This is a genomic window from Neptuniibacter sp. QD72_48, assembly GCF_047778065.1.
In the GTDB taxonomy this organism is placed as follows: Bacteria; Pseudomonadota; Gammaproteobacteria; order Pseudomonadales; family Balneatricaceae; genus Neptuniibacter.
Genome location: NZ_CP180547.1, coordinates 568,724 through 584,725 on the forward strand (window position 1 = coordinate 568,724; position 16,002 = coordinate 584,725).

Sequence of the window (16,002 nt, forward strand, 5' to 3'; positions counted from 1 at the left end):
GGTATGTTTCGCAATCTCTTTGAAGTGATGCTCTATATCGCTCTTACTAAACTTACATAAGGTTTTAGATTTGCTCATTCAGAATGGGCTATAAAATTTGCTAATGATAATCAATATTAAATGTGAAATGGCTACTAGTCTATACAATACGACATTATATCTGACCGAAAGGTCGGTATAAAAGTATTAGGAGGATGTCGGTGGCCCTAGCTTAGCTAGGGCCTATAAAGGGTTTGCGGCGTGAATTAAACCGTAAAGGTCTTCATCATAGAGCGTAGGTCTGTTACCAATTTATGCAGATTGTTGCTGGCATTGTTGGTTTGCTCTGCAGCAGTCATATTGCTACTAGCAATATCACGAATATTAAGGATATTGTTGTTGATCTCATCGGATACAGAACTTTGTTGCTCAGAAGCGCTAGCAACTTGAATACAGCGGTCAGATACTTCAACCATGGCCTCAGATACAGAGTCAAATGATTGGCTTGCATCGTTAGCTAAATGTATTCCTTTTTGGGCTTGCTCTGAGCAACGTTGCATGGTGTCGGCAGTTACTGCAACCTGCGTTTGAATGGCCTCAATAGTACTGCGGATTTCGCTGGTAGAAGTTTGGGTGCGTTGTGCTAGTGTGCGTACTTCGTCAGCTACTACGGCAAAGCCACGGCCTTGATCACCTGCGCGTGCAGCTTCGATAGCAGCATTGAGTGCCAGTAAATTCGTTTGTTCTGCAATATCGTTAATGATGTTAACGATTTGCTCAATAGATGAGGCTTGGTGTTTCAGCTCATCTGATGACTCTGAAGCTTTTTCTACATCTCTAACAAGCTCGGTGATGCTTTCGAGCATAACATCAATGTTCTCTTTACCATTATTAGCAAGGTCTGATGCCTTCTGAGTTGCTTGAGAAGTTTGAGCGGTATTTTGTGCTATTTCATGGGCTGTAGCGGACATTTGGGTTGCTGCGCTGGCAAGCATGTCACTCTCGCTATTTTGCTGCTGAATACCCGCGGTTGTTTGGTTTATTGCAGCATCTGTCTCGCTCATGACTTCACCAAGGGTTTCTATGCTGTCTTCAACTCGGCCAATAACAGTACGTAGGCGCGCACGCATCATGCGAGTAGCTAGATCAACAGAGCCTTGCTCGTGCATGTTTTCTGTCATCACTAATTGCGCTAACGGGTTGTTATAGATCTGGTCTGCAGTAGAGGAGATCTTTTTGAGGCCGCGGGTGCTAGCGAACAAAGCATAAAGCCCAGCAGCAAATACTGTTAGCATTGCGATAGATTGATATAGCTCTGAAATAGGAGCGAAGTTTAAGGCGAGTATTCCGGCTCCCATTAAACCGGCAATGCCCATAATACGGGCAGCTAAACTGGTTGTTTTAACTGACTTAGGCGGAGACTTTCGGATCTTGCCATAGACCTGTTCAGCACGTTGGATCTGCTCTTGGGTTGGACGAGTACGGACTGATTGATAACCCGTTTTTGTCCCGTTGTTGTCGTAAATCGGCATGACATAGGCTTGAACCCAGTAATAGTCACCATTTTTACAGCGGTTTTTTACCATCCCCATCCAAGGTTGGTCATTTTTAATATGGTTCCACAGATCTTCAAAAGCTGCTGCAGGCATATCAGGATGCCTAACTAAGCAGTGAGGTTTACCGATGAGTTCTTCTTGAGTGTATCCAGCAACTTGGCAGAATTCTGGGTTTGCATAGGTAATGATACCACGGGTATCAGTAGTTGAAATAAGGCGAACATTTTCGGGATACACGTGTTCCCGATCTGTTGTGCGAACAGAAGCCATATCTGTCTCCAGTTTAATTCCGGTTTATTCTGGACGGGGATCTTTATATCCCGTGTAGTACTTATTCTTCCGTGCAGAACCACAGCAGATGTTTGTCTGCTTAATAACTTAGTATATTCATGTAAATGACAATTGCATGAAAATTCACATACAAATTATAAGTTTTTATAGGGCTCGGACTGAACGGTCGGTATTCTTCCATGGCTTTAGCTTCCCTGCAATGGATACTCTGAAAATAAATATGGTTTTTTGGATGAGCTCTTAATTTTTTATATTATTAATATAATCAATTGGTTATGTAATGTTCGCATATTCTAGGAGGCGATCACTGCTACCAGGTTTGCCTAGTAAGAAGCCTTGGATTTCATCGCAATGATGATTTTTCAAAAAGCTAAGCTGTTCTTGGGTTTCTACGCCTTCAGCAACCACTTTGAGTTGTAATGAATGGGACATGGATATAATCGCAGCGATGATGTTTTCATCATCCGCATCACCTGGTACACCAGTAACAAAAGAACGATCGATCTTAACGGTGCTTACAGGTAGGCGTTTTAGATAGATGAGCGATGAATAGCCGGTGCCAAAGTCATCTACGGATAAGTTAACACCAAGATCGCATATCTGTTGGAGTTTGTTGATGACTTTGTCTAGGTCATCAATAGCAAGTGTTTCTGTGATCTCAAGTTCCAGTAGTGAAGGGGCAAGGCCGCTACCAATCAGTGCGCCTTTGATATCGTCGATTAAATTGGGATCATAAATCTGTCTGGCCGAGAGGTTAACTGATACAGGCATTGGCTTTTCTGGATTGATGTTCCAAGCTTTTGCTGCGTGGCAGGCTTGGCTTAAAATCTCTCTTCCCAGTTCTACAATGAGGCCTGTTTGCTCTGCAAGCTCGATGAATTTCCCTGGTGGCACCATTCCTTTTTCTGGATGGTTCCAGCGAGCTAGTGCTTCAGCACTCAGGATATCTTCACCATTGATATGGAAACGAGGTTGATAAACCACAAAGATTTCTTGGTGATGCAGGGCAAGCCTAAGGTCTTCTTCCAAGCGAGTTTGCGCTTCAGCCTTTTGGTTGACCTCTTGGTCATAAAAAAGAATGCCGTTTCTGCCTTTCTCTTTCATGTGATACATCGCTGTATCTGCGTTAGTAAGTAGCTCTTTCGCATCTTTGCCGTCATCTGGATATAGGGCAATGCCGATACTTACCGGAGCGTTGCTTGTGAAGTTGTCGAGCTGGAATGGCGTTCTTAATGATTCGATGATTCGATGAGAAATATGACTGACTGTATCGACGTTATCGATACTTTGTAAAATCACGCCAAATTCGTCCCCACCTAGGCGAGATACGGTGTCGTCAGGTCGGATAAAACCGGAGATGCGGTTGGCAGTAGCCTTAAGTAATTCGTCACCTGCGGCATGCCCATATGTGTCATTGATGTTTTTAAAGCGATCAATATTGATAAACAGTAAGCCAGTTTGACTCTTCTCACGATTAGAGCGTGCAATAGCTGAATGTAAACGATCGAAGAACAAACTGCGATTTGGTAATCCTGTTAGGCCGTCATAATGAGACAGTTTTTCAAGTTTGGTTTCTGTTTCTTTTTTGGCGCTAATATCAGAAAAAATCAGTACAAAGCGCTCTTCATCATCTTCCGTATACAAATTGCTGACCGAAAGCCATGCAGGAAAGGCTTGGCCGTTTGGCTTACGTATCTGGGTTTCGCCTTGCCAGCGTTTATCTTGTTTTAAACTATGGCGGATTTCTGGGTGCTCAGCGAAGAACCTACGGCTAAATTGATTGATAGTGAGGTCGTCAAAGCCGCAAAGCTGATGGCAGGCACTATTGCTAGTAATCATTTTTAGATGGGTATCAATAACCAAAATAGCTTCATCGGCTTGATCGAAAATTTGTCCGGCCAATTGGATATGGCTTTGTGCATCCTTGAGATCAGTTACATCAGTTACGATTCCACCAATGGCATAGACTTTTCCAGATTCATCAAACAGAGGGAATTTGGTACTTAAATAATTTCGGCGGCCTAGCTCAGTCGCACCTGTGTATTCGATTTGAATAGGGCTGTTTGTCTGGATAACTTCTAAGTCGCTGTTTCTAAGAGTGTCGGCGTGTTGGGGGCTGTAGAGCTCATGGTCAGTTTTTCCGATTACTTTTACTGAGCTGTCTTTAATCAGATCATAATAATTAGGACTGATCATCTGGTAGCGTAGATCAGCTCCTTTTATAAAGATGATGTTGGGTGTATTAGTGATAATGCCATTGAGTTGCTGTTCGTGCTCACTTATTCGGCCAACCATATGCTCTAAAGTTTTACCTAGCAGGTTAAATTCGGAGAAGTGACCCGGTTTAAAAGGTTCGGCATCACGATTGATCGCCATGTCTTCAGCATATTGAACTAAACGCACCAGCGATGTTTTTGTCAGTCGTGAGATCGCTAATACAGTTAGTAATCCGATGATTAGTGCTGCTGTAATCGCCATACCCAAATCTTTTGTATATGCCAGTTCTAGAGCAAGGATCGAAGAGTTTGGCAGTGTGGCTACAACTTTTAATTGTTGTTGTGTGCTCAAAGTGAGTTGATAGTGGTGGATGATTCTATCGTCTTCGAATATCTCAAACAGAGTATCTGGTTTTGATTGTAGGAGTGCTGCTCGTAGCTTAGGGGTGAGGGCTAAACTCGATGTGACTTGTTGATCAAAGTACAGCGCGACGGATTCTGCGCCGGTTAAACTTTGGATTTCACTAAGTAGTTTGAAGTGATCATTTAATAAGATAAATGCGTGTAATGTTCCAACGACTTCACCTAAATTATCGCTGATTATTGGGAAGGTAATTCGCATGAGTTGTTGGGATTGGGCTGTGTTCTGAGAAGATGTTTGTACCTTCCAGCTACGATTGGGGATGAACTCTTTAGTTAATTCATTAAGGTTGAGTTGCATGCCTAATAGCGAGGTACTAATAAATTCAAAGTGATCGCCTTCTTGTGTTTCTAGCACAAATGCATGAATGCTCTCTCCAGTCTGGCTTGCAAGTTGCTGCTGTAGAAATTGGTTAATATATTTATGGTTTTGTTTATCAATACCGTTCTTCAGAATATCGCGCTGACTAATTTGTTCGGCATTAAAGGCCGCTGCCTTTAGGTATTTGTCAAAGAATTGTTGGAGAACCTTTTGGTTACGGGAATGGGATAGATTGATCTCTTCCAGTAATGCTCGTTGAGAGCCTTGATAGGCAGGTATTAGCAGCACTAAAGCGACTACGGTGAGTGCGCAGAGTACAATAGATAAGATAGCTGTTGAGAACTTAAATTTTTTCAATGATTACTGCCCGTTACTGCTGTAGCGAAAAGCTCTTTTCTTTAGTTGCTCAATCTCATCCTTGTGTGTGTTCTTGCTCAATAAAACAATATCGCCTGAATAGATGTGAGGCACACTACTACTTTGGCCTGAAATATCCATCTTTATTGCCTCAGCCATTGCGACACTACTGTCGTCATTCATTCGCATAACAGTGAGGTCTAATTTTCCTTCAAGGAGTGCCTCTATTTCCCTATCGCCGCCGCCCCAACCATTTAGAGTTACTTGATCGCTTAGATTGTTTTCATCTAAAGCTTTGAGTGCACCTAAAGCAATATCGGTTGAGCAAGCAAAAATCATATTTAAATCAGGTGTCTTTTTAAGGGAGGCGAGTGTTGCTTTATAAGCAATTTCGCTGATTCCTTTTGTGTAGTAACTGCTTACTAATTTTAGGTCGGTATTGTTTGCAGCTTGTTGTGTAAATGTATCCCCACGCATCTGGCTTACATATCCCTGAGAGAAGTAAAGCATGGAATAAGTGCCTTGTGGATGCTGGTTTAACATCTGATTTGCAAGAAGCTGAGTCCCTTTTTCATGGTCAAAACCGGTATAGAGAAAGGGCTTTAGTTGCTGCCATTGCTGAAGTGGGGTTGTGATGTTTTGCAGAATTAATTTAGGTTTTCCGCGTAGTAAAATTCGTTCGATCATTGCTTGATGGCGAAGAGCGTCAAGTGTGTAGATTAAATAGTCGGGTTTCCAAGCGATTGCGTCGTTAAGTTGTTCGCTCTGCAGTGAAATATCGACAGTGGGCCGGGAAAAATAACTGTTAATATCATAGGAAATATTAAGTTCGGATAAGCGCTTTTCAAGGGTGCTTACGCTTCTTCTCCAGTAGTCTGAGGATTGTTCTGCCGGATAGATGATTGCAATTTTGATCGGTTTCTCGTTGCTTGTTTGTAAGGGAGAGGCTTCGTTACGCACTATTTGAGAAAACGTCAGCATCTTTTGGCGTTGTTCGGGGTGTTCTAATAAGTAGTCAGAAACACGAATATATTGATCGTTGTCATTGGCAGTAGCGCATACGGAAAGGCCGCTGGCAATTAAAATCGTGGCTAAATGCACGAAGAAGTTACGAATAGGTTTAAGCATATCTATTTTGAGCCCTACAACAAGCATAGGCTAAACCTAGCATGGAAGTTGATGTTTGAATATGCGTCATGTCATATAAATGTAATAAATTTTATTGGTAACTGTCTGTTTCTAATGGCAGTTTTTTATATAAGAGAAAGCCTAAATTATCAGTTTTAAATATTCGTATTTGACGTGCGCTGGCGAGCGAATTTTGTACTGATCTTCAATCAGTATTAAATTGCTGACTATTATTGTTAGTGATTATGCGGATGGATGTTATTGAGCAAAAGCTGGCTTTGTAGCAAGCTGCCATAATCCTCCCGACAAAAATAATAATTGGGTTTTTGCATGCTGAAACGATTGCCAACAGCGCTACTGAGTATAGCGCTCTTGTTAAATATAGGATTGGTAAAAGCTGATAGATTACAGCTTTCTGCTTTAGAGCAAGGCGGCTTGGATAGTAGTTTGCTGCTTGATATTGATGTTGCCGGTCAAAGATTGGTTGCTGTGGGCGAGCAAGGAGTCATTATCTTCTCGGATGATGAAGGTGAAAAATGGCAACAAGCTAAAGTGCCTGTCAGTACCATGCTGACGGCTGTTAACTTCTTTAACCATGCAGCTGGTTGGGCAGTAGGGCATGATGGCGTACTGCTCTCAAGTAAAGATTCAGGAGCGCAATGGCAGTTAATACTAAATGGCAACCAGCTCAACCAATTGCGTGTCAAAGCTATTGAAAAATCGATCTCAGAAATTTCTGCGCAAGAATATGATCCAGTTGAGTTAGAAAACCTCGAATACCAACTAGATGATGCTTTGTTCGCAGTTGATGAAGGAGCAAGCTCTCCATTATTAGATATTGCATTTATCGATTCCCAGAGAGGGTTTGCTGTAGGTGCATACGGCCTTTTTATTCAAACAGAGGACGCGGGCGCTAGTTGGCATTACACAGGCCATAAATTACCTAACCCTGAGGGCCTTCATTTTAATCGACTGTTCTACTCCAAACAGGATGAGTTGTTTGTGTTAGGTGAAGCTGGTTTGTTACTAAAAAGCAATGATAAAGGCTTGAGCTGGGAAAGCCTTTCTTTACCATATCAGGGCTCTTTTTTTTCTATGGTGGAAGGTGATGAACTATATCTGATGGGGTTAAGAGGCAATGCGCTGAAAAGAGTTGAGTCGGGAGTTTGGGAGCAAATAGAACTACCTGTTAAATCGACAATCAATGACGCAGTGGAAGTGGATGGAAAATTATATCTAGTAGGGCAAGGTGGCGTGCTTTTACAAAAGGCCGCGAGCGGGTTTGAGGCTTTTTCTAAGCGAGGCTTACTGAGTTATGCAGCTGTTTCCCATCTCGAGAATAAGCTTATAGCGGTAGGTGAGGCTGGTGTCACAAAGATCGCTTTAGAGGAGGGTGCTGAGAATGAATAAGCTATCCGCTCTTCTGTTATGGCCGATTAACACCAGTGAACAATTAACTGAGACGCTTCTTTTTAGCTATCGCAAAGTATTACTGTTCATCTTTGTATTGATAACAGCATTGCTAGCTTGGCAAGCATCTCAGGTTCGCCCTGATGCTAGTTTTGTGAAAATGATCCCTGCATCACACCCGTATGTGGAAAACTATATTGAATATCGTGATGACCTAGCGGGCCTTGGAAATAGTATCCGAGTGGTTGTAGCTGCCAAAGAGGGTGATATTTTTACACCTGAATTTCAGACAACTTTAAAGCAAGTAACGGATGAGCTGTTTTTTATTCCAGGGGTGGACCGATCTGCACTTAAGTCTATCTGGACGCCAAATGTTCGTTGGACCGAGGTAACCGAGGATGGGTTTGTAGGCGGGCCTGTTATCCCTGCTAAATATGATGGTTCGAGTGAAAGTTTGGAGCAGGTAAGAACGAATATCTTACGTTCTGGGCAAGTCGGCATTTTGGTAGGTAACGATTTTAAATCGGCCATGGTGCAGGTTCCGCTATTTGATTTACATCCTGAAACCGGTGAAAAACTAGATTACCAGGTTTTCTCCGAGCAGTTGGAGACTCTAGTACGAGACAAGTACGGCTCAGATCAAATTGATATTCATATGACAGGGTTTGCCAAAATCGTTGGTGACCTTATTGATGGTGCGACTGAAGTTGCCTTGTTCTTTGCTGTGGCAATAGTTGTTACATTGATACTGCTTTATCTATATTCTGGCAGCGTGATGGGGACCATCGTTCCGCTGGTTTGCTCTCTCGCAGCGGTTATTTGGCAGTTAGGTCTGCTTAATCTGCTTGGATATGGTATCGACCCCTATTCGATGCTGGTGCCGTTTTTAGTCTTTGCTATAGCGGTTAGTCATGGTGTTCAGATTGTAAATACGATTACTTTAGAATCGGCCACTAAAGGCTCGAGCAAGCTGGCTGCAGCACGACATGCATTTAAAGCGATCTATATTCCAGGCATTACAGCGCTAATTTCTGATGGTATTGGGTTTATCACTTTAATGGTGATAGAGATCGAAGTGATCCAAGATTTGGCGGTCGCTGCTTCTCTGGGTGTTGCTGTTATTGTGCTGACTAACCTGATGCTGTTGCCATTACTCATGAGTTACGTTGGGGTGGGTAAGCGAGCGATAGCTAAAGCTAAGCGTAGTCTTGAGTCGGAAAGCTCTTACTGGCATTACCTAAGCTTTTTCTCTCGCCCTATAGGTGCAACGATCGCAGTAACCACAGCTTGCATTATGTTAGTGCTAGGTTTGTATGGTAGTAAGGATCTACAAATAGGAGATCTTGATGCAGGAGCGCCAGAGCTTCGTGCTGACTCTCGTTATAACTTGGATAATCAGTTTGTAACCTCTAATTACTCGACATCCAGTGATGTGTTTGTGGTGATGGTCACTACACAAGAGGAACAGTGTAGTCATTATAAAACCTTAGAGGTTGTAGATAGATTTCAGTTCTATCTGCGATCCATTAAGGGTGTCCAATCCAGTATCTCTTTAGTTGACGTATCTGAACGTGTTACCGCAGGGCTTAATGAGGGCAGTCTTAAGTGGCGAACAGTGCTACGTAACCAGTACGTTATTAATGCCTCCCTCTCCCATGTGCCAGCAGGTTTGATGAACTCAAATTGTTCTTTACTACCTGTAATCGTGTTCTTGGATGATCATAAAGCCCAGACACTCAAAGATATAACAGCGGCAGTCGATAACTTTGCTGCTGAATACGGCACTGAAAATATCCAATTCAAAATGGCTGCAGGTAAGGCCGGTTTTGAGGCTGCAACCAATGAAGTCATTGAGACGGCTCAGTATGAGATGCTGATTTGGGTTTACTCAGTAGTAAGTTTGCTTTGCTTGCTAACGTTTAGGTCAATAAGAACAGTTATCTGTATTATCGCGCCTCTAGCGCTAACATCAGTTCTTTGTCAGGCGCTAATGGCTCAGTTGGGTATTGGCGTTAAGGTGGCAACCCTGCCCGTGATTGCTTTAGGTGTAGGCATAGGCGTTGATTATGGTATCTATATCTATTCCAAAATGCAGACCTTTCTCAAACAAGGTCATTCACTGTCCAAGGCTTATCTAGAAACTTTGCAAAGTACAGGGAAGTCAGTTGCTTTCACCGGTTTAACCCTTGCGATTGGTGTAGTCCTTTGGACATTATCACCAATAAAGTTCCAAGCAGATATGGGAATACTTTTAACCTTTATGTTTATCTGGAACATGCTTGGTGCGTTGATTCTATTACCAGCAATCGCGTGTTTGCTGTTTCCGAGTAAGGATAAGTCTAAGGAGAAAGCTAAGGTTCTTTAGCTTTTTGATATGGCTTTATCGGCCACAGGGTGGCCTCCTACTGGTATGTTGGTTGGAGCTCACCCCGTGAGCGAAAAATTAGATTTAAATCAAATAACACAAGGATGTGTATATGAGAAAAGGAAATGCGAGTGCGCTTCGCAGAGGTAGGTATAGTTGTACAGGACATATCTATCACATCATCATAACTTGCAAAAATCGATATCCCTTTTTTAACGATCCTTCGCTAGCTAGGTATGCTGTTCTGTGTTTAAAGCGTTTAACTCCAGAAGCATTCACTTTGGCATTTGTTGTTATGCCGGACCATATTCATTGGCTAATGAAGCTTAATGATATAAAGAATCTTTCTGAAACGGTGAGACTGTTGAAAGTCATGGTTACGCAAAAAGCCGGAACACCGATTTGGCAGTCAGGATATTATGATCATGCGTTGAGAAAGGAGGAAGCGATAGAGGATGTGGCGCGTTACATTGTGTTAAATCCGGTTAGGGCCGGGTTGTGTGAAAATGTGAGGCAATACCCTTGGTGGGATTACGTCTATCTATAGGGACGTTGCCTGTTCGCAAAAGCCTGTTTGTAGGAGTTCACCCCGTGGGCGAAAGATAGATGATTTAGTGTTTGGCAATATCGGCCAAGGGTTGGCCTCCTACAGGGAGGGATGTGTAGGAGCTCACCCTGTGAGCGAAGGGTTCTTAGAAATATGCTCTGTAAAATCGGCCACAGTGTGGCCTCCTACAATTATTTAAATGCATCTAAGGCTTTCTGCATTTTGTTGGCTTTCTCTAGCGTTTTTTTCTCTTGCACTAAGTGTTTCTTTGTTTCATCAGCAAGTGATTCTGTTTCGCGATTCAAGGTTCTTACTTGAATTAAAATATCTCTTAGTTTGGTTGCTAGCTCGGAAGGTACTTCTGCGATGGCTAGTTGCGAAACCAGTTCGCCATGTTCGGATTGTAGCTCCTGAACTAAGTCCCATTTGTCTTCTTTGGCAGCGTTATTCATCTCTTCTGCTTGAACTAAAGCTGTTTGGGCTTTTTCAATTAAAACGCTCATTTAAATATTCCTACAAAATTTTTCTAATGCTAAGTGTGTGCTTGCCGATAACAAAAATCAACGAGGCGTTGCGAGCAAATAAGAAAGCTTCGGAAAAAATATAAATTTTTTCTAAAGCGTTTTTGTTTGCGGTCGATAACACTCTCAAGCTTGGATTTCCTAACCCCTTTTAAATCAGGAAATTCGAACAGCAAACTATTTTATTACGGCCGGTCAGACTCGGCTGAATGTGAGGAGAAAATCTCATGGCAATGGTAATTAACTCAAACATTATGTCGCTGAACGCTCAGCGTAACTTGACCCTTTCTCAGGGTGAACAGAACCAAGCTATGGAGCGTCTAACAAGCGGTAAGCGTATCAACTCCGCAGCAGACGATGCGGCAGGTCTTGCGATCTCTAACCGTATGACTTCTCAGGTTCGTGGTCTTGACCAAGCGATCCGTAACGCGAATGACGGTGTCTCTCTTATCCAAACTGCTGAAGGTGCGTTGGATGAGTCTACAAACATCCTGCAGCGTATGCGTGAACTATCTATCCAGTCTGCCAACGGTACTTACGATGAAGGTAACCGTTCTACATTGAATGCAGAGGTTCAGCAGCTTGTATCTGAATTGGATCGTATCGCAGAAACAACTGCATTCAACGGCCTAAATATTCTTGATGGTACTTTAGGTGAAGTTGATCTTCAGGTTGGTTCTGAAGCAAACCAGACCATTACTTTGGAAATCCAGGCTATGGATGCTTCTACATTAGGCTTAGGATCCACTAGTGTCGATGTATTAGGTTCGCCAACTCAGGCATTGACCGGTTTCTCTCTGAACGATGGCGATGTTCTTATCAATGGCCAGTCTATCGGCGATTTTAACGGTACAAACGCAGCTGTTGCTGGCATTGGTGAGCAGAATGAAACAATGGATGATCTCGTTAAGAGTATTAATGAGAATGTTAACGGTGTTACTGCAAGTACAAGAGCCGAAGTTAACCTAGGTAAAACAGGCACTGGCGTACTAGAGGGTGCTGATAGTATCCAAATTACAGTCACTGACGATGCTGGTAATGCACAAACTTATAACGTCGGTGATACGAGCAGCTTAGAAGAGCTAGCGGACAAAATTGGTACTGTGACGGGCAACCAGGTTAGTGCATCTATCAATGATGATGGCGAATTGGTGCTTAATGCAGAGGATGTTACCTCTTTAGCAGTAGTTGATAATTCAACTGGTGATGCAGCCGTAGGTGGTGATAAGTCAGCGAATGCTTCTATCGCTCTAACGTCTGATAACGGTGATGATATTACGATTACTAGAGGTACTACGGGTAACCTTTCTGATCTGAATAATCTTGGTTTTATTGAGACTTCTGAAGCTGGTAGCTTGAAAGGTACTAGTCTAGATGGTACAGCAGAAACTGATGCGTTCTCCGAAGGCGGTGTTACGATTAATGGAGTGGCTATTGATAACGACGGCACTACAGATCTTGCAGGTAAGCTAGATGCAATCAATGACGTTTCCGGAGAAACGGGTGTTACTGCATCTGCATATTCTACAGTTCAGTTGACTGACTATACTTCTGCTGCAAGTACAGCACTGACTATTAACGGTGTTTCTATTGCTGCAACTACAACAGCAAATACTTTGCAGGATGTCGCTACACTGATAAACAATGCGTCTACAGATACAGGTGTTACTGCATATGTATCGGGTCAGGATCTTATTCTAGAAGGTGATGGATCTATGACTTTGGGTAACTTTGATGATCTATCTTTTGAGGCTTCTAAAACAAATAGTAGCACTGATGGTTTTACAGCGGCGGCAGGTGCTGCTCTGACTGATGATGAAACTATACAAGCAGGTATCCAGCTTAGCAGTACAAACGGTAATCCAATTCAATTGGATGTAGCTACAACTGCAGATGCCGTAGCACTTGGTTTGACTGATCAGAATGTATCTGAAGATGGTCGTTTTGGTACAGCGATTAACTCTATTGATATCTCAACTGCTGCTGGGGCTCAGAAAGCAATTGATGTAATTGATAATGCCCTAGAAACGATCAACGAAACTCGTGGTGATCTGGGTGCGATCAATAACCGTCTAGACTTTACTGTGAACAACTTAGCAAACGTATCTGAGAACGTAGCGGCTGCCCGTTCACGAATTGAAGATGCGGACTTCGCTGCAGAATCTGCTGCACTATCTCGTGCTCAGGTACTACAGCAGGCAGGTACTGCAATGTTGGCTCAGGCAAACGCTGCGCCACAGCAGGTTCTATCACTGCTTCAGTAAGATAAGCGCTATACTAACTAGTAGCTTATTACCCTCCATTGCGACACCGCAATGGAGGGTAGTTTAAAGAGATAAAAAAGAGGAATGCGTTATGGCTATAGAATCACTAAATGCTGCGAACAGTGCGGCTAACGTAGTTCAGCCTACCCAGCAGCCTCAGCAAGCAGAGCAGGTTCAGCGTCAGGCTGCGGAGTCGCAAAGCAATGAGCGTCTTCAAGAGCAAGCTAAACAAACGCAGGAACTCTCCGCTGAGAAGTTGGATGCTGCGATTGATCGTCTAAATGAGATGATGAAAAGCAGTCAGCGCTCTCTGAACTTTTCTGTAGATAACTCATCAGAAAAAGTAGTAGTTCAAGTGCGTGATCTAAGCACAGATAAAGTCATCCGTCAGATTCCAAATGAAGAAGCACTGCGTTTTGCGGAGTCATTTGATCGCATGATGGGCTTGATCTTTAACGAGGAAGCCTGAGAAACTACGGGCTTCTTCCACTCACCTAAAAACCAGAGGCGTTGGCTATGAGTGATAGTATCATTAGATCACTGGGGGCCGGTTCTGGTATCGATACCTCCAGTCTTGTTAGTAATCTTGTTGAAATTGAGCGTGCGCCCAAAGAGCAGCGACTTGATAGCAAACAGGAAAGTCTTGAAGCACAAATTTCAGCTTACGGGATATTAAAAAGTACACTGTCAGAGTTTCAGAGTGCCATGGCTACGCTGGCTGATAATGATACTTTTAATGGTCGTTCTGTATCATTTCCTGACTCTGATGTGATTACACCCAACTCGGTAGATGCGGGGGCACAGACAGGTACATATCAGATAGAAGTAGTTGATGTTGCTCAGTCACAGTCCTTGGCGTCAGGGGCTTATGCTGATAAAGATGCTGCTTTAGGGGCGGATTATGCGGGCACATTAACCATTAGTTTTGGTCAGTGGACTTATGATGAAGATGCCGATCCAGGGGCCGATGTGGATACGGATCAAGACCCTTATAGCTTTACGACGAATGCTGATCGGGCTGCACTAAATATCACGGTAGAGGAGAGTGATTCTCTTCAAGATATTGCAGATAAAATTAATGAGGAAGATGCAGATGTTCAGGCATCTGTGTTGCTTGTTGATGGCCAATATCAGCTCCTGTTGACGGCACCGTCCGGTGAAAATAATGCCTTACGTATATCCAGTGATGATGCAACAAAAGGTGATAGCACGGGATTAAGTGTATTTGAATTTAATGAAACAGAGCATTCTCAAGTCACAGAAACTCAGCAGGGTAAAGATGCTGAAATTAAAGTAAATGGATTAACTGTCTATCGAGATACCAATGAGATAGATGATGTTATTCAGGGTTTTAATTTTTCTCTTAATAAAGCGGACCCTGGAACAAGTCTTACTTTTACTGTGAGTGCTGATACAGCCATTGCTGAACAAGCTGTGAGAGACTTTGTTGATGCGTATAACCTGTTTTTTGAAACATCATCCAATCTCACAGGTGTTTCAAGGGATGAAAATAACCAGATCGTCAAGGGTGACCTTTCAACAGACGGTACGGCTAAAACACTTATAAACCGTCTGCGTACCTCTGTGACGGCATCTGTACCCGGTTTAGATTCAGGCTTTACTGCTCTGACTAATATAGGTGTACGCACAGAGCTAGATGGCACACTAGCGATAGATGAAGATGATTTTAGTGATGCCTTTAGTGATAACTTTGATCTCATTGAAAGTTTGTTTGCTACTACGACAGAAAGTGCTAATGATGAAGTCTCTGTAAAAGTGGGTAGCTATGCTTCAGATACAGTAGCGGGTGATTATGAGGTTATTGTCACTACCAACCCTGAAAAAGCAACAGTAACAGGAAATGCGCAAACGCTTACTTTTGCCCCAACTACGACTCTTGGTGCTGATTATGCTTTTAAAATTACAGTGGATGGAGTGAAGTCCGAAGATATTATTCTTGGCGGGACATTTTCGAGTATCGAAGAAGTTAGGGCTGACCTTCAAGCAATGATTAATGGTGATACCAATATCAAAGATGCGAATGTTGCTTTGGATGTTGGTTATAACGGTAGTGAATTCACATTTACCTCTAGGGCTTATGGTAGTGCTTCTGAAATAGATTTTGATTCGGCTGATTTTGGTGTAAGTGCTGGGCAGCTTGGTTTGACGGATCTGAATGATAATGGGGTGGACGCTGCCGGAACAATTGCGGGTGAAGCTGCATTTGGCTCAGGTAATGTCCTTTTGCCACCAATTGATTCCGATGCGTATGGCCTTAACTTCACTGTTGGAGAAAATGCAGTTGCTGCTGGTGCGGTAACAACAACATTTTCACGAGGATTGGCCGGTGAATTAAGTAAGCTAATTGATGACCTATTAGCTAGCGATGGTTCAATACAAACTCGTGAAACTAATATTAATAATTCCTTAGAAAATATTACCGATGATCGCGCTGAGCTTGATCGAAAAATGGAAAAGCTTGAGCTAAGGTTATATTCTCAGTTTTTAGCGATGGAGCGAATTGTCAGTAGCTTCCAGAGTACTGGTAATCAGTTGGACGGGATCTTAGATCGTTTGCCGTTTACAGCGTCGAACTCTTAATTCTCTTTTTTGTTTATTTTGCACG

10 protein-coding genes are annotated in these 16,002 nt (G+C 42.8%); 6 read left to right on the forward strand and 4 right to left on the reverse strand.

Annotated elements, in window-relative coordinates; all coding sequences use genetic code 11:
- Positions 1–245: 245 nt before the first annotated feature.
- From ACMXYX_RS02395 to ACMXYX_RS02405, 3 genes are all read right to left on the reverse strand, one after another.
- Positions 246–1,805, reverse strand: a complete 1,560-nt coding sequence (locus ACMXYX_RS02395; RefSeq protein ID WP_415897472.1) for a PAS domain-containing methyl-accepting chemotaxis protein — start codon at positions 1,803–1,805, stop codon at positions 246–248.
- Between the two features lie 294 nt (positions 1,806–2,099).
- Positions 2,100–5,141, reverse strand: coding sequence for an EAL domain-containing protein (locus ACMXYX_RS02400; protein WP_415897473.1), 3,042 nt, complete (start codon positions 5,139–5,141; stop codon positions 2,100–2,102).
- Positions 5,142–5,144: 3 nt separating this feature from the next.
- Entirely contained in the window at positions 5,145–6,296 is a 1,152-nt protein-coding gene (locus tag ACMXYX_RS02405) for a substrate-binding domain-containing protein (RefSeq protein WP_415897474.1), read from the reverse strand.
- A gap of 303 nt (positions 6,297–6,599) precedes the next feature.
- On the opposite strand from ACMXYX_RS02405, the gene ACMXYX_RS02410 reads away from it, so the two are divergent.
- From ACMXYX_RS02410 to ACMXYX_RS02420, 3 genes are all read left to right on the forward strand, one after another.
- Positions 6,600–7,679: a WD40/YVTN/BNR-like repeat-containing protein gene (locus ACMXYX_RS02410; protein WP_415897475.1), complete on the forward strand. Its 1,080-nt coding sequence runs from the start codon at positions 6,600–6,602 to the stop codon at positions 7,677–7,679.
- On the forward strand, positions 7,672–10,044 hold the full coding sequence (locus ACMXYX_RS02415) for an efflux RND transporter permease subunit (protein ID WP_415897476.1): 2,373 nt from the start codon (positions 7,672–7,674) through the stop codon (positions 10,042–10,044). Before ACMXYX_RS02410 ends, ACMXYX_RS02415 begins: the two co-directional genes overlap by 8 nt.
- Before the next feature lie 112 nt (positions 10,045–10,156).
- Positions 10,157–10,591 carry an REP-associated tyrosine transposase gene (locus ACMXYX_RS02420; RefSeq protein ID WP_415883399.1) on the forward strand — a complete coding sequence of 145 codons (435 nt, stop codon included), beginning with the start codon at positions 10,157–10,159 and terminating at the stop codon, positions 10,589–10,591.
- Positions 10,592–10,782: 191 nt separating this feature from the next.
- On the opposite strand, the gene ACMXYX_RS02425 is transcribed toward ACMXYX_RS02420, so the two are convergent.
- Positions 10,783–11,094: a flagellar protein FliT gene (locus ACMXYX_RS02425; RefSeq protein WP_415897477.1), complete on the reverse strand. Its 312-nt coding sequence runs from the start codon at positions 11,092–11,094 to the stop codon at positions 10,783–10,785.
- A gap of 245 nt (positions 11,095–11,339) precedes the next feature.
- Here ACMXYX_RS02425 and ACMXYX_RS02430 point away from each other — a divergent pair, with 245 nt between their 5' ends.
- From ACMXYX_RS02430 to fliD, 3 genes are all read left to right on the forward strand, one after another.
- Positions 11,340–13,376 carry a flagellin gene (locus ACMXYX_RS02430; RefSeq protein WP_415897478.1) on the forward strand — a complete coding sequence of 679 codons (2,037 nt, stop codon included), beginning with the start codon at positions 11,340–11,342 and terminating at the stop codon, positions 13,374–13,376.
- Positions 13,377–13,467: 91 nt separating this feature from the next.
- On the forward strand, positions 13,468–13,845 hold the full coding sequence (locus ACMXYX_RS02435) for a flagellar protein FlaG (RefSeq protein ID WP_415883402.1): 378 nt from the start codon (positions 13,468–13,470) through the stop codon (positions 13,843–13,845).
- 47 nt (positions 13,846–13,892) lie between these two features.
- Positions 13,893–15,977, forward strand: coding sequence for a flagellar filament capping protein FliD (gene fliD, locus ACMXYX_RS02440; protein WP_415897479.1), 2,085 nt, complete (start codon positions 13,893–13,895; stop codon positions 15,975–15,977).
- The last annotated feature ends 25 nt before the right edge of the window (positions 15,978–16,002 follow it).